Origin of the sequence: Enterococcus sp. AZ129 (assembly GCF_051714505.1) — a bacterium.
GTDB classification, from domain to species: Bacteria; Bacillota; Bacilli; order Lactobacillales; family Enterococcaceae; genus Enterococcus; species Enterococcus faecalis.
Genome location: NZ_JBIORY010000001.1, coordinates 361624 through 385231 on the forward strand (window position 1 = coordinate 361624; position 23608 = coordinate 385231).

Annotated in this window: 23 protein-coding genes, 1 tRNA gene and 1 pseudogene; 20 read left to right on the forward strand and 5 right to left on the reverse strand. The window is 33.8% G+C overall.

From position 1 onward, the window contains the following. Positions 1-69 precede the first annotated feature (69 nt). From nagB to IGJ90_RS01855, 4 genes are all read left to right on the forward strand, one after another. Positions 70-771 carry a glucosamine-6-phosphate deaminase gene (gene nagB, locus IGJ90_RS01840; RefSeq protein WP_002355352.1) on the forward strand — a complete coding sequence of 234 codons (702 nt, stop codon included), beginning with the start codon at positions 70-72 and terminating at the stop codon, positions 769-771. Between the two features lie 95 nt (positions 772-866). Continuing rightward, the gene (locus tag IGJ90_RS01845; protein ID WP_002355354.1) at positions 867-1568 is read left to right on the forward strand and encodes an MgtC/SapB family protein; all 702 of its coding nucleotides are present in this window, start codon (positions 867-869) and stop codon (positions 1566-1568) included. Positions 1569-1726: 158 nt separating this feature from the next. Next, positions 1727-2296, forward strand: coding sequence for a LemA family protein (locus tag IGJ90_RS01850; protein ID WP_002386098.1), 570 nt, complete (start codon positions 1727-1729; stop codon positions 2294-2296). A gap of 45 nt (positions 2297-2341) precedes the next feature. Beyond that, positions 2342-3628, forward strand: coding sequence for a TPM domain-containing protein (locus tag IGJ90_RS01855; protein WP_025186539.1), 1287 nt, complete (start codon positions 2342-2344; stop codon positions 3626-3628). A gap of 39 nt (positions 3629-3667) precedes the next feature. On the opposite strand, the gene nrdF is transcribed toward IGJ90_RS01855, so the two are convergent. The 4 genes from nrdF to IGJ90_RS01875 form a co-directional block, all read right to left on the reverse strand. Next, the gene (nrdF, locus tag IGJ90_RS01860) at positions 3668-4633 is read right to left on the reverse strand and encodes a class 1b ribonucleoside-diphosphate reductase subunit beta (RefSeq protein WP_002355357.1); all 966 of its coding nucleotides are present in this window, start codon (positions 4631-4633) and stop codon (positions 3668-3670) included. Positions 4634-4834: 201 nt separating this feature from the next. Beyond that, positions 4835-6994, reverse strand: a complete 2160-nt coding sequence (nrdE, locus tag IGJ90_RS01865; protein ID WP_438767472.1) for a class 1b ribonucleoside-diphosphate reductase subunit alpha — start codon at positions 6992-6994, stop codon at positions 4835-4837. Then, on the reverse strand, positions 6975-7352 hold the full coding sequence (gene nrdI / locus IGJ90_RS01870; RefSeq protein ID WP_002355359.1) for a class Ib ribonucleoside-diphosphate reductase assembly flavoprotein NrdI: 378 nt from the start codon (positions 7350-7352) through the stop codon (positions 6975-6977). Before nrdI ends, nrdE begins: the two co-directional genes overlap by 20 nt. Before the next feature lies 1 nt (position 7353). Further along, positions 7354-7578 (reverse strand): redoxin NrdH, encoded by a 225-nt coding sequence (locus IGJ90_RS01875; protein WP_002355360.1) that lies wholly within the window; start codon positions 7576-7578, stop codon positions 7354-7356. Positions 7579-8091: 513 nt separating this feature from the next. On the opposite strand from IGJ90_RS01875, the gene IGJ90_RS01880 reads away from it, so the two are divergent. The 5 genes and pseudogenes from IGJ90_RS01880 to tnpA form a co-directional block, all read left to right on the forward strand. Next, positions 8092-8565: a ferrous iron transport protein A gene (locus tag IGJ90_RS01880; protein ID WP_438767474.1), complete on the forward strand. Its 474-nt coding sequence runs from the start codon at positions 8092-8094 to the stop codon at positions 8563-8565. Then, positions 8562-10712 carry a ferrous iron transport protein B gene (gene feoB, locus IGJ90_RS01885; protein ID WP_002355363.1) on the forward strand — a complete coding sequence of 717 codons (2151 nt, stop codon included), beginning with the start codon at positions 8562-8564 and terminating at the stop codon, positions 10710-10712. The genes IGJ90_RS01880 and feoB overlap by 4 nt, the downstream gene beginning before the upstream one ends. 6 nt (positions 10713-10718) lie before the next feature. Then, positions 10719-10856: a hypothetical protein gene (locus tag IGJ90_RS01890; protein ID WP_002355364.1), complete on the forward strand. Its 138-nt coding sequence runs from the start codon at positions 10719-10721 to the stop codon at positions 10854-10856. An 81-nt stretch (positions 10857-10937) separates the two neighbouring features. After that, positions 10938-11011 (forward strand) — tRNA-Lys (locus IGJ90_RS01895). A 925-nt stretch (positions 11012-11936) separates the two neighbouring features. Further along, positions 11937-12257, forward strand: a pseudogene (gene tnpA / locus IGJ90_RS01900) (IS200/IS605 family transposase); the annotation flags it as partial. A gap of 173 nt (positions 12258-12430) precedes the next feature. On the opposite strand, the gene IGJ90_RS01905 reads toward tnpA, so the two are convergent. Next, positions 12431-13189 (reverse strand): 4'-phosphopantetheinyl transferase family protein, encoded by a 759-nt coding sequence (locus IGJ90_RS01905; RefSeq protein WP_126268220.1) that lies wholly within the window; start codon positions 13187-13189, stop codon positions 12431-12433. A gap of 301 nt (positions 13190-13490) precedes the next feature. On the opposite strand from IGJ90_RS01905, the gene IGJ90_RS01910 reads away from it, so the two are divergent. The 11 genes from IGJ90_RS01910 to IGJ90_RS01960 all read left to right on the forward strand — a co-directional run bounded on the left by IGJ90_RS01910 (position 13491) and on the right by IGJ90_RS01960 (position 23606). Continuing rightward, positions 13491-14873: a radical SAM/SPASM domain-containing protein gene (locus tag IGJ90_RS01910; RefSeq protein WP_232620656.1), complete on the forward strand. Its 1383-nt coding sequence runs from the start codon at positions 13491-13493 to the stop codon at positions 14871-14873. Further along, positions 14854-16041: a hypothetical protein gene (locus IGJ90_RS01915; RefSeq protein WP_438767476.1), complete on the forward strand. Its 1188-nt coding sequence runs from the start codon at positions 14854-14856 to the stop codon at positions 16039-16041. Before IGJ90_RS01910 ends, IGJ90_RS01915 begins: the two co-directional genes overlap by 20 nt. 7 nt (positions 16042-16048) lie before the next feature. Next, positions 16049-17956 (forward strand): FtsX-like permease family protein, encoded by a 1908-nt coding sequence (locus tag IGJ90_RS01920; protein ID WP_438767478.1) that lies wholly within the window; start codon positions 16049-16051, stop codon positions 17954-17956. Positions 17957-17980: 24 nt separating this feature from the next. Then, the gene (locus IGJ90_RS01925; RefSeq protein WP_010775565.1) at positions 17981-18646 is read left to right on the forward strand and encodes an ABC transporter ATP-binding protein; all 666 of its coding nucleotides are present in this window, start codon (positions 17981-17983) and stop codon (positions 18644-18646) included. Between the two features lie 63 nt (positions 18647-18709). Next, complete coding sequence (locus tag IGJ90_RS01930) at positions 18710-18889, forward strand: hypothetical protein (protein WP_016615380.1); 180 nt, start codon at positions 18710-18712, stop codon at positions 18887-18889. Between the two features lie 380 nt (positions 18890-19269). Next, complete coding sequence (locus tag IGJ90_RS01935) at positions 19270-19563, forward strand: hypothetical protein (protein ID WP_241408280.1); 294 nt, start codon at positions 19270-19272, stop codon at positions 19561-19563. A 3-nt stretch (positions 19564-19566) separates the two neighbouring features. Further along, a complete protein-coding gene (locus tag IGJ90_RS01940) occupies positions 19567-20025 on the forward strand; it encodes an acyl-CoA thioesterase (protein WP_016615378.1) in 459 nt (152 codons plus the stop codon). A gap of 66 nt (positions 20026-20091) precedes the next feature. Further along, the gene (locus IGJ90_RS01945) at positions 20092-21054 is read left to right on the forward strand and encodes a hypothetical protein (RefSeq protein ID WP_142957245.1); all 963 of its coding nucleotides are present in this window, start codon (positions 20092-20094) and stop codon (positions 21052-21054) included. A gap of 10 nt (positions 21055-21064) precedes the next feature. Continuing rightward, positions 21065-21805 (forward strand): 3-oxoacyl-ACP reductase FabG, encoded by a 741-nt coding sequence (gene fabG / locus IGJ90_RS01950; protein ID WP_126268213.1) that lies wholly within the window; start codon positions 21065-21067, stop codon positions 21803-21805. Positions 21806-21825: 20 nt separating this feature from the next. Beyond that, positions 21826-22872: a hypothetical protein gene (locus IGJ90_RS01955; protein ID WP_438767481.1), complete on the forward strand. Its 1047-nt coding sequence runs from the start codon at positions 21826-21828 to the stop codon at positions 22870-22872. Positions 22873-22880: 8 nt separating this feature from the next. Next, positions 22881-23606 (forward strand): flavodoxin family protein, encoded by a 726-nt coding sequence (locus IGJ90_RS01960; RefSeq protein ID WP_016615374.1) that lies wholly within the window; start codon positions 22881-22883, stop codon positions 23604-23606. Positions 23607-23608: the final 2 nt, after the last annotated feature.

A 23608-nucleotide genomic window follows, 5' to 3' on the forward strand; every position in this document is an offset into this window, starting at 1 on the left:
TCTAGAAATTTTTTTCAGAAGGTGTTATAATTGGACTATACCAAAATAAACCGTAAGGAGCGTGTCAAAATGCAAATTATCCGTGTAGCAAATGCAGAAGAAGGCGGCAAAAAAGCGTTTGAATTAATTAAAGAAGGTATGAACAATGGTGCGAAAGTTTTAGGCTTAGCAACAGGTAGTACACCAGAAACATTATATAAAGAAATGACAGCAAGTGATGTTGACTTTACAGAAATGACTTCTGTAAACTTAGATGAATATGTTGGTTTAGGTGGCGAAGATGAGCAAAGTTACCGTTATTTCATGAACAAACACTTATTTGACAAAAAACCATTTAAAGAAACATTTGTACCAAATGGTAAAGCAGAAGATTTAGATGCTGCTTCCGCAGAATATGAAAAAATTATCGATGCACATCCAGTAGATATCCAAATCTTAGGTATTGGTCAAAATGGACACATTGGTTTCAACGAACCAGGCACACCTCTAGATAGCTTAACACATGTCGTTGAGTTGACTGAATCAACAATCAACGCAAACAAACGTTATTTTGACAAAGTAGAAGATGTCCCAACACGTGCTGTTTCTATGGGGATTGGCTCAATCATGAAAGGTAAAAAAATGATTTTAATGGCTTATGGCGAAGCAAAAGCAGAGGCCATTAAAGGAATGATTGACGGACCAGTAACAACAGACATGCCAGCAAGTGCATTACAAAACCATCAAGATGTTGTTGTAATCATTGATGATGCAGCTGCAAGTAAATTATAATCGTTGATGAAAAAGAACTTGAAACATAAGGATTTCCTTATGTTTCAAGTTCTTTTTTTGTTATACTGGAAGTAATAGAAGAAGAGGTGAAAAGGATGTTACAGCTAACAATTCCAGAAATTATTTTACGGTTAGTCCTAGCGATGGTGATGGGTGGCGCAATTGGTTTTGAAAGACAATATAAGAATCGCCCAGCAGGGATGCGCACTCACATTTTAGTTTGTATGGGCGCGGCTATTATTGCGTTAATTCAGTCGCAAATTGCAATCAATGCATTGAAAGATGCGTTAGCTAATCCGGCTTTGACGGGGGTCATTCGTTCAGATCAAGCAAGGTTGATTGCACAAGTTGTAAGTGGAATCGGCTTTTTAGGTGCTGGAACCATCATTGTAACGAAACAAAGTGTCACAGGATTGACGACAGCAGCGTCACTATGGACCGTTGCTGGTTTAGGGATCGCGGTGGGCATGGGCTACTATACGATTGCCTTAACAAGTTTTATCGGTGTATTATTTGCCTTAACCATTGTCAAACGAATTATTCACGTACCAACAATCAAAAAATTAGAAATTCGCTATCAACATAAACAAGAAACCAAAGAATTTATTAATCAGTATTTTGAAGAAAAACATATTGAAATTTATGATGTGAATTTCAATGTTTCTTGGGTAGATGATACAAAAATCTATACGAATATCTATACTATTGATTTACCTAAAGGCCTAACGTATGCCGATGTTATCGAAGATCTATCTGTTTCAAATAATGTAACAAAATTACGATTGATTAATGTGTAGAAACATCTATTTATAATTAATGACAACCGCTATAAGTTAAAATGCTTATGGCGGTTTTCTTCTAGTACCTAGGACTGATTTTTTAAGTTTAATATTTCAAAAAGATTACAAAAGAGTTATGATTGTATTACGAGTTAGAAAGAAAGGTGATAAGTAAGATGAATAAAAAAAATAAATTTCTTAGTATTATTGTTGTTGTCGTTGTGATTATTGGTGCATTTGTGATGAAAGCTTATAATCAATTGATTACTTTAGATAATAAAGTCGAAGCAGAATGGTCACAAGTAGAGAATGTAATGCAAAGACGTGCTGATTTAATTCCTAATCTTGTCAGTAGTGTTCAAGGCAGTATGACTCAAGAAAAAGAAGTTTTAAAAGAAATAACGGAAGCACGTAAAGCATACGCAGGAGCAAAATCTTCTTCTGAAAAAGGGCAAGCAAATGAGCAAATTGAAAAAGGATTAGGTAATTTTGTTACAGTATTGAATGAAGATTACCCAAAGTTAGCTTCTTCTGAAAATGTCAAAACCTTAATGACTCAATTAGAAGGATCTGAAAATCGAATTTCTGTTGAACGCCGTAACTATATACAAGCTGTTGAAACATATAACCAACAGATTTCAAAATTCCCTGATAAAATAATTGCAAAACTTTTAGGATTTGAGAAGAAAACTAACTATGTTGCGACAGAGCAGGGAAAAGAAGTACCACAAGTGGAATTTAAATAAAAAATTTGTAGAAAATTTGGGTTAAAAAGAAAGAAGTGAGGAAGGTTGGATAAAAAAGTCGAAAAAATTCAAGAAAAAGTTCGTTTGTTTTATAAAAAGCATCAGCGGAATACAACGATTGTTGTGGTAATTAGTTTAAGTATGATTTTAATATTAGGAATGGCTGCTTGGTATGAAGGAAAGGGAATCTCCTATGAAGCAAAACAAACTGCACTGAGAGAGAAGCAACATGCCTTACAAAAAAAGAGAGACGATATCTTAGCAGGGAAAATGACTGAAGCGTCAACCCAGACAACAATAAATAACTTTTCTAAACAAGAAATAACTGGTGAAAATGAATTAGTGACAATTACTGGAACGAATGGGCAGTTGAACATTAATGATGCTAATATCTATGTTTCAGATAATGCAGGTATTGTCTCAAATCAACTTAAACAGAAAATGTTTCAATTGAATCAACAATTGTTGGAAAATGCGAATGGCGCACAATTTATGCTTATTACCGTTCCTGCGTTACCTAGTGGGGAATCTGTTGAATCTTACAGCAATAAGATTGCTAATCAATTAGGTGTAGGGGATCGTGAAAAAAATAATGGTGTGGTTTTTCTAATGGCAATTGAGGATCGCGAGTCTCGCTTGGAAGTTGGATATGGCTTAGAGAGTATTTTAACGGATAGCTATGCGGATGATATTATTAATAATGAAGAAGTAAAAGAGGCTTTTAGAGACGAGGATTATAATACAGGTATCAATAAAATTATTGATCAAGTATCGGCTTCAATCAATTCAAAAACCGCACAAGTGGATAATGAATTAACAAATATACAAGCAGAGTTAAACACTAACACAACGAAAAGAAATGTTCTTTTAATGGCAAGTATTGCTGGGATGCTCATTTGTGCTGTTTATATTTTACAAATTTTAAGAACAAGAAAACTTGTTAAAAAAATGTATCAAGATTATTTGAATTGTTTACCAACAAAGGCTGTCCTAAATAACTCAGAACAGACAAAGAAAGTATTAAATAAGATGAAAAAGACTTCTTTTTATTGTTTATATCTTAATGGAGCAACGTTATTTGCCACAAAAGGGAAAATAAGACGTGCCACTAAGCGTGGTTCTTTACTAAGTATATATCCAAATGCAAAAAAACAATCTTTTGGGCGTTTATTAGTAGGAGATACTTTATATAGTTATGATGGTAGTGTTTTGACGTATGCTTATTTAAACTCACAATACAATCCGTCTAATCATAGTAGTTCTGGTAGCGGCAGTGGTGGTTCATTCGGTGGCGGCTCATTCGGCGGTGGCGGTGCCTCAGGAAGTTGGTAAAATAAAAAGCTAGAAACGTTAATCGTTTCTAGCTTTTTACTATTTATCTAAACCGTAAAGATAGTCATCATCTTTCATGGCTTCAACTGTTCCTAGTAAATAGCCATTTCCTACTTGGGAGAAGAAGTCATGGTTGCTAGTTCCTGTCGAAATACCATTCATTACAATCGGGTTCACATCATTGGCTGTATCCGCAAATAAGGGATCCATACCTAAGTTCATTAAAGCTTTGTTGGCGTTGTAACGTAAAAAGGTTTTTACTTCTTCGGTCCAACCTAAGTCATCATATAATTCTTCTGTATAACGTTCTTCGTTTTCGTACAATTCGTAAAGTAAATTATACATCCAGTCTTTTAGTTTATCTTGCTCATCTTCTGGTAATTCATTAAATCCTAATTGGAATTTATAGCCAATATACGTGCCGTGCACTGATTCATCACGGATAATCAATTTAATAATTTCAGCGACGTTCGCTAGTTTATTGTTTCCTAAATAGTAAAGAGGAGTGTAAAACCCAGAATAGAATAAAAACGTTTCTAAAAATACACTAGCAATTTTTTTCTCTAACGGAGTACCGTTTTTATAAATTTCGTTAATCCGTTCTGCTTTATATTGCAGATGTTTGTTGGTATTTGTCCACTCAAAAATATCATCAATCTCTTTTTTTGTATTTAATGTACTGAAGATAGAAGAATAACTTTTGGCATGGACAGATTCCATGAATTGGATGTTATTTAAGACGGCTTCTTCATGGGGCGTCCGCACATCATTTCTCAGTTGATCCATGCCGCTTTCTGATTGAACAGTATCTAATAAAGTTAAACCGCCGAAAACGTAGCCGACAGTAGTTTTTTCTAAATCGGAAAGAGTCCGCCAATCATCTAAGTCATTGGATAACGGAATCCGTGTATCTAACCAAAATTGTTCGGTTAATTTTTCCCAAGTGGATTTATCAATGACGTCTTCAATGGCGTTCCAGTTAATTGCTTCATAATACGTTGCCATGGTTATTCCTCCTGTATGCTGGGACAGCAGTCTTGTTTGACTAGTTGTCTCGTTTCTTCGCTTAAAACGTTCTACAGAGTCCAAATAGGAGCGTGCAGCCGTTCTTCTTTGTCCAGTATATCTGAAAATGTCCTGTTTAAAAAGAGAACATTCCTAAAAAATAAGACGCTCAAGCAGAACGCCTTATTTAAGTGCTTTTCATTAAATCACGCAAGACTCACATTGATTGCTGCCAATTTCTTCAGCATCATCTGTAAATGTACGAATATAGTAAATTGATTTAATCCCTTTGTTGAACGCATAATGACGTAAAATGTTCAAGTCACGGGTTGTTTGTTTTGGTGTTTCTTTCCATTCATACAAGCCTTCAGGGATTTCTGAACGCATAAACAAGGTTAAACTCATTCCTTGATCAACGTGTTGTTGCGCTGTTGCGTAGACATCAATCACTTTGCGCATATCCATGTCGTAAGCAGAAGTATAGTAAGGGATTCTATCATTAGCTAAATAAGGCGCTGGATAGTAAATCTTACCAATTTTCTTCTCTTGACGTTCTTCAATCATGCGAGTAATTGGATGAATGCTGGCACTAGTATCATTAATATATGAAATTGAACCATTTGGCGCTACGGCTAAACGATTTTGATGATAAAGACCATCTTTTTTCACAGCATCGCGTAACGCAGCCCAATCTTCAGCCGTTGGAATCTGAATGTCTTTAAAAATTTCTTTCACTTTATCAAATTTTGGTGTAAAGTTGCCTTCAATATACTTATCGAAGTAAGCACCAGAAGCATAATCTGATTTTTCAAAATTGTGGAAGACTTGGTTACGTTCTTTCGCAATTTGATTACTTTCCATTAAAGTCCAGTAATTTAATAACATGAAATAAATGTCTGTAAAGTCTAATGATTCTTCAGAGCCGTATTCCATATGATTTTTAGCGAAGAAGGTGTGTAAGCCCATTGCGCCTAGTCCGATTGTATGGCTTAAACGATTTCCATTTTGGATAGTTGGCACGACATCAATTTCAGAAGCATCTGTTACAAAAGTTAACGCACGCGTCATAGCGCGGACAGATTTTCCAAAGTCAGGACTTTCCATTAAATTAACAATGTTAGTTGAACCTAAGTTACAACTAATATCTGTTCCTAAAACTTCATATTCTTGTTTCCCATTAATAACAGAAGGCGTTTGAACTTGAAGAATTTCAGAACATAAGTTACTCATGATAATCTTGCCATCAATCGGATTGTTTTTGTTAGCTGTATCAATATTGATGATATAAGGATAGCCAGATTCTTGTTGTAATTTAGAAATTTCATTTTCTAAGTCACGGGCTTTAATTTTACGTTTACGTATGTTTGGATTGGCCACTAGGTTATCATATTCTTTGGTGATATCTACATAGGAATAAGGCACACCATATTCGCGTTCCACACTATAAGGACTAAATAAATACATATCTTCGTTGTTACGTGTTAATTCGTAAAATTTATCTGGAACAATAACACCAAGAGACAACGTTTTTACACGGATTTTTTCATCAGCGTTTTCTTTTTTAGCAGATAAGAACATTTCAATATCTGGATGGAAGACGTTTAGATAAACCACACCAGCACCTTGACGTTGACCTAGTTGGTTAGAGTAGCTAAAGCTATCTTCAAATAATTTCATAACAGGGACAACACCACTTGCTGCGCCATCATAACCTTTGATTGGTGCGCCCGCTTCACGTAAGTTGGAAAGAGTAATTCCTACGCCGCCGCCGATTCGTGATAATTGAAGGGCAGAATTAATTGAACGCCCAATGCTGTTCATATCATCTGTTACTTGAACTAAGAAACAAGAAACCAATTCACCTCGACGTTTACGCCCAGCGTTTAAGAAAGAAGGCGTGGCTGGTTGATACCGTTGATGGATCATTTCATCCGCCAATGTTAAAGCCAACTCTTCATCGCCATCCGCAAAATACAAGGCATTAAAGGCAACCCGATCTTCATATGTTTCTAAATACTCTGTTCCGGCGTTGTTCTTTAAAGCGTATTGAGAATAAAATTTATAAGCCGCCATGAAAGACTTGAATTGGAAATGTTGTTCATCTAAGAAAGCATATAATTTTTCAATAAAGTCCATTGAATATTTTTCGATGAATTCAGTTTCAATAAAATCTTCTTTCATTAAAAAGTTGATTTTTTCTTCAGCAGAGCTGAATTTACGTGTATTCGGTTCTACATTTTCTTTAAAGAAGGCTGCGAGTGCTTCTTTATCTTTATTTAAAGGGATTTGACCATCAACAGGACGGTTAATCTCGTTATTCAGTTTGAAATAGCTGACATCTTTAATTTCTTTTAGACTCAATTTCTTCCACTACTTTCTTAAAGGTCTCCACGTCTTCGTCTGTTCCGCTAAACTCAAAGGAGTATAGAAGCGGAACGTGGTAATCGCGGGCAATATCTTTGGCGGTATAGACAAATAATTCAGCAAAATTACGGTTGCCCCCACCAGCTACACCAACTAACAGTTCTTGGTTACTTTTATAATCAAGAAAGTCATTCACTACCTCTGTAATTTCTGCATCATAGGTAGGAATGACAAGAATAAAAGGCTCATTTATTTCAAAAAAAGGATTCGCTGGCTCAAGTTCATAAGCAGGCAAATCCAATTTTTTAATAAAGCGCCTTGTTTGACCGGTGACTGAAAAATAAACAAGTTTCATCTTAGCTAGCCAATTGTTTTAATTGGTCTGGACGGAAGCCAACAACGGTTGTTGCTTCAGATGTGATTACCGGTACGCTTTGGAACCCTTGTTCTTTTAACCAGTCGATAGCATCTGGTTGTGCGTCGATATTGATTTCTTCAAAAGCGATGTTATTTTCACTTAGGAAACGTTTCGCCATTTTACATTGGATACAGTTATTTTTTGAAAAGATTTTTACGTTCATTGAAAGTTCCTCCTCTTTTTTTCTACATAGACTAGTATAAATCTATGTAGAAAAAAGTCAACACTTTAACACTATATATTGTGGTGCGTTTTTCTCATAATACTAGTTTTTGTGTTTTTGAAAGAAAAATGAAAACACGTGAATCCTCGTTTTTGGGAGAAAAAACACATTGGTCAGTGTTTGACAAACAAAAAAATTAAAATTTTGAAAGAGAACATTTAGTGAAAAAACACTAAATATTGTGTTGACATTTGAGTTAGGCACAAGAAGAAAAAATAAGCGGATTTGTTATTGAATGAGTGGAATTTTACAGTAGCTAGTAACATAAAAAACAAGTGCTGACTTTTTTTCAAAAATGGTAACCTGAAAAAAGTGTCTCTATATAGAAGGAAAATAGAAGAAAACAGGAGATACATCCAGAAATTCATTGACTTTCCGTGTAAGCAAGCGTATTCTTTTAATTGAGAACGATTCTCATTTTCGTTTGAAACTTTTTCACATGGAGGAAAGTAAATGATTACGTTAGCGCAGGCAGAAGTTGGGAAAGTCTATACAGTCGAAAGCGTCCAAGCAGATGTTCAGACAAAGAAACATCTGAACAATTTAGGTGTCGTTGCAGGCCAAGCAGTTGTCCTTGTCAATTATCAGAATCAAAATGGTATTGTTTTATTACATAATAGTCGAATTGCGCTGACAGATACGATTTTACAAGCGATTCATGTGAAGGAGCGCTCGGCGAATGAGAAAGTTTGGGTCTCCTTAGATACCTTGAAAGTTGGAGAACGCGCTACAATAGTAGGTATCCACGGACAAGGAGCGGTGAAACGTCGGTTGATGGACATGGGCTTAACAAAAGGAACAGTAATTTTTATTCGCAAAGTGGCTCCTTTAGCCGATCCAATTGAAATCAATGTACGTGGTTACGAACTAACGTTACGAAAAAGTGAAGCGGAACTAATCTTGGTTGAAAAGGAGGAAAGCGAATGACTCAGCAAATTGCACTAGCCGGCAACCCTAATAGCGGTAAAACGACAACGTTCAATATGTTAACAGGAGCCAACCAATATGTTGGAAACTGGCCAGGGGTGACTGTGGAACGCAAAGAGGGGGTGGCAAAGAAAGATAAGACACTCATTATTCAAGATTTGCCAGGGATTTACTCTCTTTCTCCTTATACGCCTGAAGAAATTGTGGCACGAGATTATCTTTTGGAGGACCAACCTTCAGTGATTTTGAATATTCTCGATGTGACCAATTTGGAACGGAATCTTTATTTAACAACACAATTAATTGAAACCGGATTACCGGTTGTTTGTGCGTTAAACATGATGGATTTGTTGGAAAAAAACGGCCAAACATTGAATAGTGAAAAGTTAAGTTATGGCTTAGGCGTGCCTGTCGTTGAGATTAGTGCTTTGAAGAATCGTGGGTTGGATCATGCTTTAAAACAAAGTAAGCAGCGAGCGAATGCCATAGAGACAGAGGTTATTTATCCTTCTTATGATAATCGCTTAGAAGCAGCACTTGCTGAAATTGTTGATATTTTAGGGAATACTGTTCCTGAAACGCAACAGCGTTGGTATAGTTTAAAACTTTTTGAACGAGATGTTCGAACCAAAGAGCAATTATTATTGAGTTCTTTTCAAGAAAAAGAAATTGAAGAAGTCATTCAAATTACTGAAAAAATCTTTCAAGATGAAAGTGAAGCGATTATCATCAATGAACGCTATGCCTTTATTGCTCGATTAATTGCTTTGTGTGCGACGAAAAAAACAGAAATGACATTTACTCACAGTGATAAGATTGACCGAGTGGTAACCAATCGGTGGTTGGCGTTGCCAATCTTTGCGTTTGTGATGTGGTTGGTCTATTACTTGTCTATTCAAACGGTTGGTACAATGGGGACAGACTGGTTAAATGATGTCTTTTTTGGGGAATGGGTTCCTCAATTTGTAGGAAATTGGTTGGCGCAATGGCAAGTAGCGCCATGGATGCAAAGTTTAATTTTAGATGGGATCATTGCAGGGGTTGGGGCTGTGTTAGGCTTTTTACCACAACTGGCCGTCCTGTTTTTATGTTTAGGTTTTTTAGAAGATTGTGGCTATATGGCACGGATTGCCTTTGTCATGGATCGCTTGTTTCGGAAATTCGGCCTATCTGGTAAGTCGTTTATTCCGATGTTAATTGCGACAGGTTGTGGGGTCCCAGGCGTGATGGCTAGTCGAACGATTGAAAACGAACGCGATCGGCGAATGACTATTATGGTCACGACTTTTATGCCATGTTCGGCGAAGTTGCCTATTATCGCTCTGATTGCAGGTGCATTTTTTCCTAACCAAAGTTGGGTCTCGCCCTCTGCTTATTTCTTAGGGGTTGCTTCCATTGTGTTATCAGGAATTGCTTTAAAAAAGACCAAGCATTTTTCGGGAGATCCAGCACCATTTATTATGGAACTTCCCGCCTATCATTTGCCACAGCTTAGAAGTGTGGTTCGGCATGCCTATGAACGATGTCGCTCATTTGTAAAAAAAGCAGGTACGATTATTTTTGTTTCCAGTATTCTCATTTGGTTCATGTCCCATTATTCTGTGACGTTTCAACCCGTTCCAGAAAGTCAAAGTATTCTAGCATTTCTAGGTAAAGGGTTGGCGGTGCTATTTATCCCATTAGGTTGGGGTAATTGGCAAGGGGCAGTTGCCACAATTACAGGATTGATAGCGAAAGAAAATATTATTGGTACCTTAGGCATTTTATTTGGCAATGTGAAAGATGTTTCTGAAAACGGGGTAGAAGTCTGGGGCGCACTGCAACACACCTTTACGCCAGTCGCGGCCTATTCGTTCTTAACTTTTAACTTATTATGTGCACCTTGTTTTGCTGCAATTGGCGCAATTCGTCGTGAAATGGGAGACCTCAAATGGACATTAGGAGCCATTGGTTATCAATGCGGTTTGGCTTATATGGTTAGTTTTGTGATTTATCAATTGGGCCATGTGTTAGTCGAAAAAGGCACACTAACTCTGGGGACTTTTTTAGCGATGGGTGTTGTTTTAGCTGGATTTTATTTCCTTATAAGAAAACCAAAGCCAGGCAAAGAAAGTGTCCAAGCAATCACTTCTTTAGAAAGAGGGTAATAACGGATGGCAACAATTATTTTATCCATTTTAATTTTTGGAACAGCAGGAATCATCACCTATCGACGAATCAAAAAAGGGGAAAGTTGTGAAGATTGTCAAACAGCTTGTCCTGTAAAAAAAGAACAATCTTCACAAGAATAACAACTGAAAAAAATTCCCTCTTGTATAAATAATAGCGGAGTGCTACAATATTGAGGTAGCTGAAAAGCCATTTTATACAACGGGGGCATAGCTCAGTTGGTTAGAGCATCTGACTCTTAATCAGAGGGTCTAGGGTTCGAATCCCTATGCCCCCATTGGGTGCCAAACCCACGAGAACGGTATTCTGTCGGCGTCTTAGGACGTTTCGAAGACGGAGTACGCGTTCTCTTTTTTTGCGCTTTGTCAAATAATGTTGGTAAAGAGAAATTGTAGAATCCTGTCGAGACCAGAGGAGAAAATCCTCTGGATTTTTTTGTATAGATTGAAAGAGGTCGGTACAGAAGTATTTAACTCCGCGAACCATGTAGGTACTGTTCAACACTCCTAAAGGCTCAAATACATCGAGTAATCGCAGATGTCATTTATTTGCTAAATAGTGTTTCTCAGCACTTAAGAAGGCTAAATTGCGACGAATGCTCACATGAGAAAGCCAATAAGAAGGAATTTCCGAAAATTGTCATACAACACAACGAGGAACGAGTTGATGTTGCATGATACACTACATTACGTTTCGTTCGTATCAATTTCTACGCATGGAACATGTTAGAATTGAAGGACCCGGTGTTCTATAATGTTTGGAGACCAGGTAGGTATTATTCATCATCGAAACACTACGTTCTTCGTGATTTTCAACACTTGGAAGGATTAAGATACACCGAACGCTTGTGTGAGAAAGTCAATTTCGGCTTATTGTTTTCTCGCCAAAGGCTCGTCACAGTTTTATCCTTGTAAGTTCCGAAGGACCTTCACCAAGTAGGTACGATGATTTCATCTGTTCATGCTTCACAGTGAAACATCGCAACTCTTAGAGCTGTAGCTTTTTTGAAGGCTGTACTGTGACGAGACGCATGTCGAGAAAACACCTTAGAAGTTGTTGAGATCGAAGCAATGCGTAGTGTTGCTTCTGCTCCCGCAGTTTATCAATTTTTAAGCCTGGGACAAAAATCCAAAATGCTTTTTGTCCCAAGCTCTCAGGATAGCTTCTAGCGAGGGATTAAAAAGCCTTCCAAATTGTTAACATGTATGGATCATATTCATATGCTAGTATGCATTTCTCCGAAATTAAGTGTCTCTCAATTCATTGGGATTTAAAAGGAAAAGGTAGCTTAATTATATTTGATAGGCATAGTAAAATATCGTTATGGAAATAGAAAATTCTGGTGTCGCGGTTACTACGTGGATACAGTAGGAATAAATAAAAAGTAGATAGAAGAATATATTCGTAATCAACTTCGTGAAGATTACGTAGCTGCTCAGCTAACGGTGTTTGAAGAAGTAGATCCGTTCACAGGACAAAAAATTATAAAAAATGAAATAGCTCCATTAATGAGCTGTAAGTAAATGTGGTGCGGAAGGGAACTTTTTCGGTAAGCCTTTTAGGCTTAGACCGGTAATAGTGGATTACAGCCGCAGAACAAACCACCCGTTCACACGGGTGGTTTTGATTATGGTTATTATGTTATTAGGCACTTAACCTGAAAGATGGAATGATCCCAACAAAACGGCTTATGTCATTATTTATGAATATCATTATCGGTTCCGTTAATTTCTAAATCCCAAAAGGCAAGTAGTTCTACTTTATGCTGCGTGCTTTCTTGTATTTGCTCAATTAAATAAGCTGGTAAAGTAAGTGAAATCCAATGTTGATCAGAAAAAAAAGATAGACATTTAAAGTTTTTGAAATGAACAAATTCAGAAACCCAAATATTTTTATGACAGGTAACGGACTTTACTGAAAAAAATGATAATGGCAGTGTTAAACCAGTTAGTACTGCTTTAGACAGACTTTCTTTTATTGTCCATAATAAAACACTATATTGTAATCTTTGGTTTTGCTTATCTAATTGGTCAACAATATTTTTTTCATGATTTTCTATGTTTGAGTAAAGGGTATTTTCTTTTTGCTTTGAAACCAGTTCTATATCTACACCGGCACAAATTGATGCTGGAAATGCCAGTGCGATTGTTGCATTTTTTGTATGGGACAGCGAGACTCCCTGCATGCTGAATTTTTCATACTGAATAATAGGCTGAGAGAAACAACCAACTAGAATTTCTAATTTTTGAAGATTTGATTCATTCAACAAGAGAGAAACAGCAGTTTTTGCTGCATATCTACCTATTTGATAGGTCATTTTTCTTTTGAGATTACGATAACTATTACAAATATGTTGTTCGCGTTCGCTAAGAAAAGCGATAGGAAATTTAAAATCATTTGATTCAAATTTCCCATAAGAAATAACAAGCTTTTTTGGAACTGGGTTGGACTTCAATTTTAGTAAAAGAATGTGTGAGTTAAGCAATACTTTTTTCTCCTTGCTATTTTATGAATAGGTGTATCTCTAGACAAAATAATGTAAAAAGATTGTAGGCATTCATATTACTTATCATTTTATTCTATAACATTTAAAGTGTAAACATTACTAAAAAATTATCTATGGATTCATAACAATTTTCCGCTTTTACTTATTTAATTTACATTCCTGTTCCTTTAAACTATATACATGGTATTTCATTATTTGTAAATTTAAAATGATTTTATGAAGCGAGTACTAATATATGAGGAGGAAAAGTATGCAGAATCAGGTGTATTTAATAAATAGTGATCAAGAGCAATTTAATATTTTTTTCCATCCTGAAACTTCTCGAATGATGAGAGTTTCTAAAGAACTGTCCGTAGATCAGATGACTAACGAACAGATAGATGAACTACTTAAACAATTTAAAAAGGAAAATAGTTCAGATGTAGCTGTAGAAAAAGTTCCAGGTAGAGGGACTGTTGCGTTGACATTTATGTCTGCTAGAACATGTAATCTCGGTTGTACATATTGCTTTGCAGGTGAGGGAGAGTATGGGTCTGTATCGGATAAACCTGCATTTTTTACTAAAGAAAACTATATGAATGCAGTTAGATTTGCACTTGAAAATTATTCAGATGGCATCAAAAGTATGTGCTTTTTTGGTGGAGAGCCGATGATTAATTTTAGAGAAATCAAGTCATTTGTTAAGGAAGCACAAGATTTCTTTAAAAAAAATGATATGGAATTTCCACCAACATCTATTTGTACTAATCTAGTTGGAATTTCAAGTAAAGCAATAGAATTTCTAAAAGATAACAACATATTTATTGTTACAAGCTTGGATGGACCTAAAAAATTGAATGATCTTGCAAGGATTTATCAGGGAGATGGAAAGCTGAGTGTATATGACAATGTGGTAAAAGGAATAAATAGAATGAAAGAGCAAGGTGTTTCATATGTCTTACAAGCAACGATAAATAGAAATCATCTAGAGAATTATCAACAAGGTGATGGAGTTAAGTGGGCAAAAGCAATGGATGAGTTAGGGTGGGAAAATCTTGCTATAGTACCTGTAGATACAGGTGTAGAATCATTAGCTATTACTGGTGAACGCTTGCTATCAAATCTAGAAAGCTTTACTAGAGAAATCACGCAGTATTATATAGGAAAACTCTACAAAGGAGAAACAGATCAAATCCCTTCTGGAATTATTGCTCCACTCATTCAAATTGCTAAAGATCGTTCTTTAAGGGACTGTAATGCAGGACACTCGCTGTTTTTTGATACAAATATGCATATCTATCCATGTCAAATGTTTGTAAATGAAGAAAAATTTAATATGGGAAATATAGAAGAAGGATTGAATTATGAAAAAGCACATGGCATCGCCAATGTTAGTAGACAAGATGCACCTGAATGCCAGGCATGTTTTGCAAGAAAAATCTGCTCTGTATTTTGTAAGGGAATTCAATTTCAATCTCATGGAGATATGTACGTAGTTAGTTCACCAAGATGTACTTTTTCTAGAACGACCATTGAAGAATCTATTAAGACTTTAGCTACTATGGATAAAACATCAGCTGAATATAAACTTTTTTGGGATAGTTTTAAAAAAGTTTCAAAAAGGACTGGTAATTTTGGATACACAAAAACTTGACTTAGATAAATCAAAAGGGCTAGTCGTTGATGATGTTACTCTTATTAAAGATAAATCTATGAAAGATACTAAATATTTTTTGATAAGTGAAAAAAGAAGTAAATATATAAAACTTTCAAAGGAACAATATACTTTTTTTGAAGGTTTGATTCCTTTGCTTAAGAAAGAAAAAATTGAAGAAGTAAAAGAATTTTTACATGAAAATAGTACGATTAGCTACGAAAAAATGAGAACCATATTAAGTAAGCATAATTTGTGTACGTACCCAAATACAAATAGTCAAAGTAATATCGAGTTTGAGTTGAATAGTCGGAAACTATTTGAAATTCCTTTATTTGCTATTCAAAAAAGAATTGAGAGAGTGACTAAAGGCATATATTATTTAAATTTATTGTTGATAGCTGTAATGTTAATTGGATTTCCAATTATTATTATTAAATTTCCAGTTCAACTAATAGATTCTTACATAAGCCAGATAAATTTTTCAATTTTAAATGTGACTAAAGTAGATATTATTGTTATTTTATTTGCTGGAAGCGGATCACTTGTTTTTCACGAATTAGGTCATTTATTATCGTCTAATTACTATAATGTTGGATGGAAAAGCTTAAACATTCGTTTGAAATGGGGATTTTCTCCAGTGATATATATTCGTTATTCAGATATGTATACGATCGATAGTTGGAAACGAGTTAAGATATTAGGTTTTGGTATGATAAATAACTGTATACTGATATTTTTCTCATTATGCTTATTTATCATTACAAATAATTGGTGGTTTGGTTATATAGCTCTTCTTAATATAGGGTATCTTTTTAGTAGTTTATTACCGCTATCAACGAGTGATGGATACCATATTTTTACAATCATATATGGTAGTGAAGGGACAAGATGGCAGTTATTATTGCTTCTTGCAGGAGTAATAAAAAAAGAGACCTCAATTTTAAAAAAATTTCAAAACAAAAAAATGATTGGATTGTTTCTTTATTTTATTCTTTCATATGTTATTGGTATTGCAGGGATTTTTTCTATTATACGTATAACATTGAATTATCTAAATGTATTTGGATTTAGTTCAACAGTAATAAGCATTTTCGTCTATGTAATGGCATTTATAAGTCTAATACAAGTACTTCTTTCTTTTAAGAAAGCATTAAAATCTTTTTGAAGACATTATGAAGGATGTGAGAAATATGTGGATATATATTCGAGAAAATTTTAAAAAAAATAGTAGTAAGTTTCTTTTCATCATATTGATATTTTTTGTAACAATGTTGCTATTGACATTTTCTTTAGGAGTTATTTATACACTAAACTACAGAATTGAAAATGAGTTAGCAGACTATTTATTAAAAAAAGACTTTAAAAATATGAAATTATTTTTACAATTAGGGACGGGAGTTCTTGTAGGTTTTTCTTTATTTATTATTTATAATACGTACTCGATTGTTATTCAAGGGAGAAAGAAAGAATTCCAACTGCTATATAAGTTAGGTATGAAATACAAAAAAATTCAGCAGGTTTTAAGTATTGAAAGCTTTCTGATAAGTTCTGTTACAGCCGTTATGGGACTTTTCACAGGCATAGTGTTTTCAAGAATATTTTTGTCTAATTATCAAGACATGAAGGTCGAACATATTCCAAGTTATATTTATCTAATAGTTATTGCTTTTGCAATTTTATTTTTCATGTGGTGCGGTTCAAAAAATCTAAAAAGTATGAATATCGAAGTAGAAAGTAAACAGAAAGAAGCCAGCACGATCAAGTCTCAACCTACTAGTAAAGAAAAATTTTTATCTAGAATCAAGTTAACTTTAGGTATTATCCTGTTGATTGTTTCAATTGTTAGTGGATACTCAACTATGACAATAATTTTACTATTTACAGGTTTAATCTTGATTTTTGATCCATTAATAGCAGGAACATTGGTATCTCTTCGTTTTTTGTCTCTCCGTTTTAACAGACTTTCTTTGTTCGTTGCTGTGGAAGAAAACTGCTGGAATATTAAAAGAATCAGCTCATTAATATCTACATTGGCCTTTTCGGTTATGCTTCTAGTAGGAATGTTGACCTTTTTTCATTCTGTCAAGGAAGCTGTTGTACAAAAGGTAGATGAGACCTATAGATTTGAACATATACTTGTGATGAATGAATTATCTGAGGTCAAAGAAGAAAAAGTTAAGGCTTATTTGCAGAACTTATATCCACATGCAGCTTTTGAGATTGCTTTAAGTATGGAAATTGAAAAAGAAAATAATGAAGACACTTTGATTTTGACAGGCGTTTCTTCTAAATTCAAAAATATTCAAGTGCTAGAAATGGAAAAAGAGTTTAATATTAAAGATTTTGATTTAAATAATGATATTTTGAATGTATTATTTCCGTCACAATTATCTGAAAAATCAAAGATTAAACGTAATCAAGTCATAGATTATTCCTTTGATAAAGACAAATCTATAAAAATTAGTCCGAAAGATTTTTATCAGCCATTGGATTTACAACAAGTGTTTACATCAAAATCGGCTTTAACAGAGTATTTATTTGGAAAAGGTGTTAAAGGAATTTATAACACAATCTATTTGAATCGGCTGAGTGATGAGGAAATAAAAGAATTCACAAAGTATTTATCTGTTAAAAATTATGACTTAATGAACATTGGTGATCTGAAAGAGAAATACAAAAATCAAGCAATTAAACAAACTGAAATGATTGAAGCATTTATTTATGCGCTGATCTTTTTCAGTGGAGCAATCATATTAAATATGTTTATTCTTTCAATTAGTTCTAGACAAAGAATATACAAAGGATTATTAATTATAGGGATGAAAAGAAAAGCTTTGCTTATCAGCATGTTAATAGAAATGTCTATTATCTATATTTTAGGTGTCGTTTTAGGTTGGCTTTTCGGAATTATTTTTGCTGAAGGTGGGATTAAGATGATGGAAGAAGTCATTGTATTCAAACCTGCCATTAATATTCCTTACTTGCAAGTATGTTCAGTATTAGTTGTTATCTATTTGATACTTGTCTTGGGGATTATTTTAATTTCTAGAGTTATTTTAAAAGAAAAAAATAGTAAGTAAGAATCTGAATAGGGAGGTGAAAATATGATTGAACTAAAGTCTATCGAAAAGGAATACGGAATAAATGGGCACTCTCAGCAAGTTCTAAATGGTATAACAATTACTCTAGATAAAGGTAATATTTATGCTTTAGTGGGACCGTCTGGCTCAGGTAAATCTACTTTGCTGAACATTATTGGTGGGTTAATTCATCCTACTAAAGGGGAAGTGAAAATAGGGGACAAGAACATCACAGAATTTAATAGTAATCAATTAGCTGAATTACGTACTAATGATATTGGATTCATTTTCCAAGATTTTAATTTGATTCCCTTTTTAAATGTAAAAGAAAACATTCTTTTCTCGCTTCGTTTAAAAGGTGAAAAGATTGAAAATCATTCAGATAATTATGAACAGCTAGTCAATTGGTTAGGAATTAAGAAGATTGAAGAAAAATATATAAATGAAATTTCTGGTGGTGAGCAACAACGTACGGCAATTGCCCGTTGTTTACTAATGGAACCTAAAATTATTTTGGCTGATGAACCTACTGGAAATTTAGATAAAAAAAATACAGATGCATTCTTGAAACTGATTCGAACGCTTCCATTTATGGAAAACAAGGTTTTCATTATTGTAACACATGATGAATCTGTAGAGCGATTCTGTGATCAAGTTTTTAAATTGGAAGAAGGACAAATCATAACTTAGGATATTTTAATTTTTTATGAGATACCAAAAAAAGAAGGAAGTAGGGATAAAAAATGCTTTTACATGATTTTGATTTCGAAGATTTGGACAGTATTGAAGAAGTTATTACACCAGGATTCGGACCATGTTTCTGTTGTTAAAGAGAGAAAGGAGAAACTGAGAATGAAATTTATTGATTTTGAAGATTTAGAAGAAATTGAAGAAGTTATCACTCCAGGGGCAGGAAGTGCTTTTTGCTGCTAATAAAACGGATATTTAATGAGAGGGGATAAATAATGAAAGAAAGATTCAGTATTATTGATTTTGAAGATTTGGAAGAAATTGAAGAGGTTACTACACCCGGAAGTGGTAGCGTAATGTGTTGCTAATTCTAAGGTGTAATAATAAAGTGCTGTTGGCTACAAGATGGCAATAAATCGTAAAGGAGGAGAACGGTGATGGAAGAAAAATTCAATATTATTGATTTTGAAGATTTAGAAGAAATCGAAGAAGTTATTACCCCAAATAAAGGTTCAGTAACTTGTTGCTAGAGATTTGAATTTTTGCGAGGGCTTAGGAGTGTTCTTCTTGGCCCTTTCAAAATTAAATGACGTATAAATTATTTTATAAATAGAGAAGAGAAGGTGAAACTGTTGGGGAATTTGAAAAGTGAGTTAACAAAAATGATTATCAGTCGTTGTAACATTTATGATCTTGATCAGGAAAATTATGATTACGACGCACCACTTTTTGGTGGAATGATTGAAGAACAAGAGATGACAGAAAATACAATGGATCTGGACTCCGTGGATGCATTGGAAGTTGTATCAGGGATCAAAGAAATGTACGGTGTATCTATTGATATTGATGAAAGCAGTGTTTTTTACAGTATAAGTAGTTTAGCTAAATACATACAAGAAAATACTGAGGAACAGTAATTAATGGATAAGACGGTCATTGAAATAAAAGGACTCTACACACTTCAGCCAAGATTTTCTGATTTCGATTCCTATGGTATTGCACATCATGGAAAATATTTATACTGGTTAGAGGAAGCACGTTTTGATTTCATTAGAAAATATTTTGGTGAAGATGAAGAGCACAGCATCCATATGTATAAATTTCCATTGACAAACCAATATTTAAAATATATTAAATCGTTTAAGCCGGAATGTACAGTAGCTATTCGTTACAATTTGAAAGGAGATTTAATTTCTAATAAGTTTCAATTTTTTTACAGATTATTCGATAATAAAAATCAACTTTGTTGTAAGGGGATGACTACGCATGTCTTATTAGATGATAAAGGAAATCTTGTAAAAGAACTTCCAGATGTGATCTCTGAACGGTTAATAAAAATCGATTTTACACAAAAAAATACTAAAGATGCTGAAGACTGATTAATTACGGTAACTACACATAATACGCAATTAAAGTGTAGGAATAAAGAGAGGGGGAATGAAGGTATGACAAATATTTTTATCAATAAGGCAGCGATAGTTATGAGTTCGCCCCCAAAAGAATCATGGAATGACTACTTGATGAACATTAAACAAATTGAAGTCGGTGAACTAGCAAAAATAAGGAAATACCGAAGACTTGATCGGATGTCTTTGTTAGCTATAGCTGCAGGTCAAGGAAATATTTTGGGAGAGGTTGATCGTAGAAAAGTTGGAACTATATTCAATACGAGTTATGGGCCAGTAGATACAAACCTAAAATTTATTAAAAGTTACTTGGAAAAAGGAGTGGTAGGTGTTAGCCCCATTCAATTTTCGCATACTGTAAATAATGCTGCGTTGGGCCATTTTTGTCAAGTTTATCAACATACTGGACCAAGTACAATGTTATTGAATAGTAACTATCTCGCAATGTCCGCTCGCATGATAAAAAATGGCCGTGTCGATTCCATATTTACTTGTGGACTGGAACCACATAGTGAGATTCTAAAAAGAAGTTTTGCCCAAATCGGTCGGCAGTTTTTAGAAAATGCCTCAACAATGTTTTTATCGACAGAACAAAAAAGTCAGTCAATCAGACTAGTTTCATATACCGAATATTATATAGGTGAGCATAATTATTTTACTGGTTTGCATCGTGAGTTCAGTCACTTACTTTTCAATTTTTTAGGAGAACTTTGTCAATGTTATGATCTTCAAAATAATTCGCTTCTCTCTTTTATATCTAACAATAGTATCGATGCAGAGCGACAAGAAGAAAAAGACGGGCTTAAAGAGTATTTTCAAGAGTCAGTAGAATATGTAAATACAAATTTAGAAATTTTTGAGGCTTTGGGAGGAAATTTAGGTGTGGTTTGTAATGTTGGAATTACTCAATTGTTAAAGTCAGACAAGACAAATTGTTGTGTAATTGTGGCCGATTATGATCTATCGGGAAATTGTAACTTGTTTTTACTCAGTAAAAGGTAGGGTGAGTAATATGTTTGAATCATTAAAAAATCAGATTGTATTAGTTACAGGAGGAAGCAGAGGTATTGGTCAGGCAATTGTCAAAGAATTATGTAATCATGGAATGATTGTAGTTATGACCTATCTCTATTCTTCAAAAATTAATCAAGAGTTACAGGATTTCGAGGAGAAAAATCAGCTTTTTAGATATAAAATGGATATATCAAAACTAGATGATATAAAAGTTGTAGTAAATAAAATCGAAAAAGAACTTGGGGAAATTAAATTCTTAGTTAACAATGCGGGGATTGTAAAAGATAAGTATTCAATGATCATGGATGATTTTTCATGGAATTCTGTTATTGATACAAATCTATCTGGTCCTTTTAGAGTGACAAAAGTAGTTTTACCTGGAATGTATAGTTCCGGACAGCCATCCTCTATTGTGAATATTTCCTCAGTTTCTGGGTTAATAGGAACAGAAGGACAAAGTAATTATTGTGCTTCAAAACATGGATTGATTGGAATGACGAAAGCAATCGCAAAAGAAGTAGCAAGGAAAAATATTCGTGTAAATAGTATTGCTCCTGGGTATATTCAAACAGATATGCTAAATGCATCTATAGATAAAAAAAATTTAGAAAGACAGATTCCTCTTGGTCGTATTGGAGAGCCAGAAGAAATAGCAAAAATAGTTTTGTTTTTACTGAGTGATAGCTCTAGCTATATAACTGGAACTACAATTGTGGCGGATGGTGGTTTGACTTCATGAAAAAGAGAGGAGAAAATTAATTGGAATTTAGAGAATGTAGACTAGTGACCTTACATCGTATATTTAAGGAGATAGATCCAACAATTGAATTAACAAAGTCTTTTCTTTTTCTTGGAGGAATAAAAATTGCGTTGTACAAATTTCCTTTTCGCAAGAATGAATTAATTGGCTTGAATGGCTCTGGAGAAATGAATTTTCCTTATATTTTTGATGAGTTGGAAATTATATATGAAACAATCGATAGTCAAACTTTTTTTTCTGAGTATTTTCAAAATAGAGAGAAATATTTATATATATTGCCATTATTAGGGGATTTTCTGGGTGTAGAAAAATATGACACAAGAAACATTTCAGTTACAGGGCAATCGTATTTAATGATTGATGATATGGACGAACAAAAAATCTATTTTGAATTTCAAGGGACGCAAGAATTTTTAATGAAGAGCATTCTTGAAGATGTGGCAAAAAAACAAGTATGGTTACTTAATGGCGAATTTTATATATATAAAATATGTAAAAGGAAATTACAAGAAAATTTACTTTTAAGAAAAAAATTAGAAATAGCAGAAGAAGAGTTACTTTTAACTTGTCTCAATAATTATTTTTCAGAATTTGAATATATTTCTGAAGAGAGGTTAGTTAGAGTTGAAGGTATTCAAACTTTTGAACAAATTATAGATTACTTTAAAAAGTTAAAAATGGATATTAGTAAGTATAACAAAACAAAGAACAAAAATAACTATAGAAAATATATATATTTACAGATGTTACATATGCAAAAATTAATTTGTGGAGGCACGGATGCCTTTTTTCGGAATGAGTTTAAAACAATACTAGAAAAATATTATTTAAAGAATGATGATTCTGCAATTATAAAAAATAAATGGATAAATCTTGCTGCTCTGTGGAGAGATTTTGCCAGAAAACTTCAAAATAATATTTCTTATAATTTTATTATGAAGCAACCTGAAAAAGTAATAGATATGATCATTGATTATTTGAAAAAAATAGCATTACTTGAAGTTGATGTTATGAAAGAGACTAATGCTCTTTTTATGAAGAAATAGGAGGCTATATGATTGTTACTATAATAAACGGAAGTCCACGAGGAGAAAAGGGACATACAGGAATGATGCTTAGAAGTTTTAAAGAAGGTGTTGTTGAGCGTGGAGGAATATGTCATTCGATTAACCTAAATAAGAATCAATTGAAAATGTGTACGGGTTGCTTTAGATGTTGGAATCAGCATAACGGCCAATGTGTACTAAAGGATCCAATGAATGAATATTTGAAGAGGATTCGTCAGTCAGATGTGCTAGTTTTAGGAACACCATTGTATTATGACAACGTTTCAGCTCTTTTAAAAATATTTTTGGAACGACTGTTACCTTTACATAAGGGACAGCTTGTTGTTGCTTCTGACGGATTATATAAACATGCTGTGATTGAAAAAAATCCTGATTTAATTATAATGGCATCTTGTGATCTTCCAGAGAAAGAGCACTTTAGTATTGTGAGTGATTATGCGAAAAAAATAGCAAAAAATTTAGAAGTTGATATATTAGCTGAGATTTATAAAAGTCAAGCTCGGGCTTTTGATTTGAGTTTTAAAATTTTAACACAAAAATTGTTAGCCTTTAGAGAAAATCTACGCCTAGCTGGCTGTGAGTTAGTTGATACAGGAAAGATTAGTTCAGAAATTATTGAAAAGATATCAGAGGATATTTGTACAGTAAAAATATTTGTTGAAAGTGCAAATAATTTCAGTAAGAAGAATAGTCAAATTTATTTTAAACGGTGATA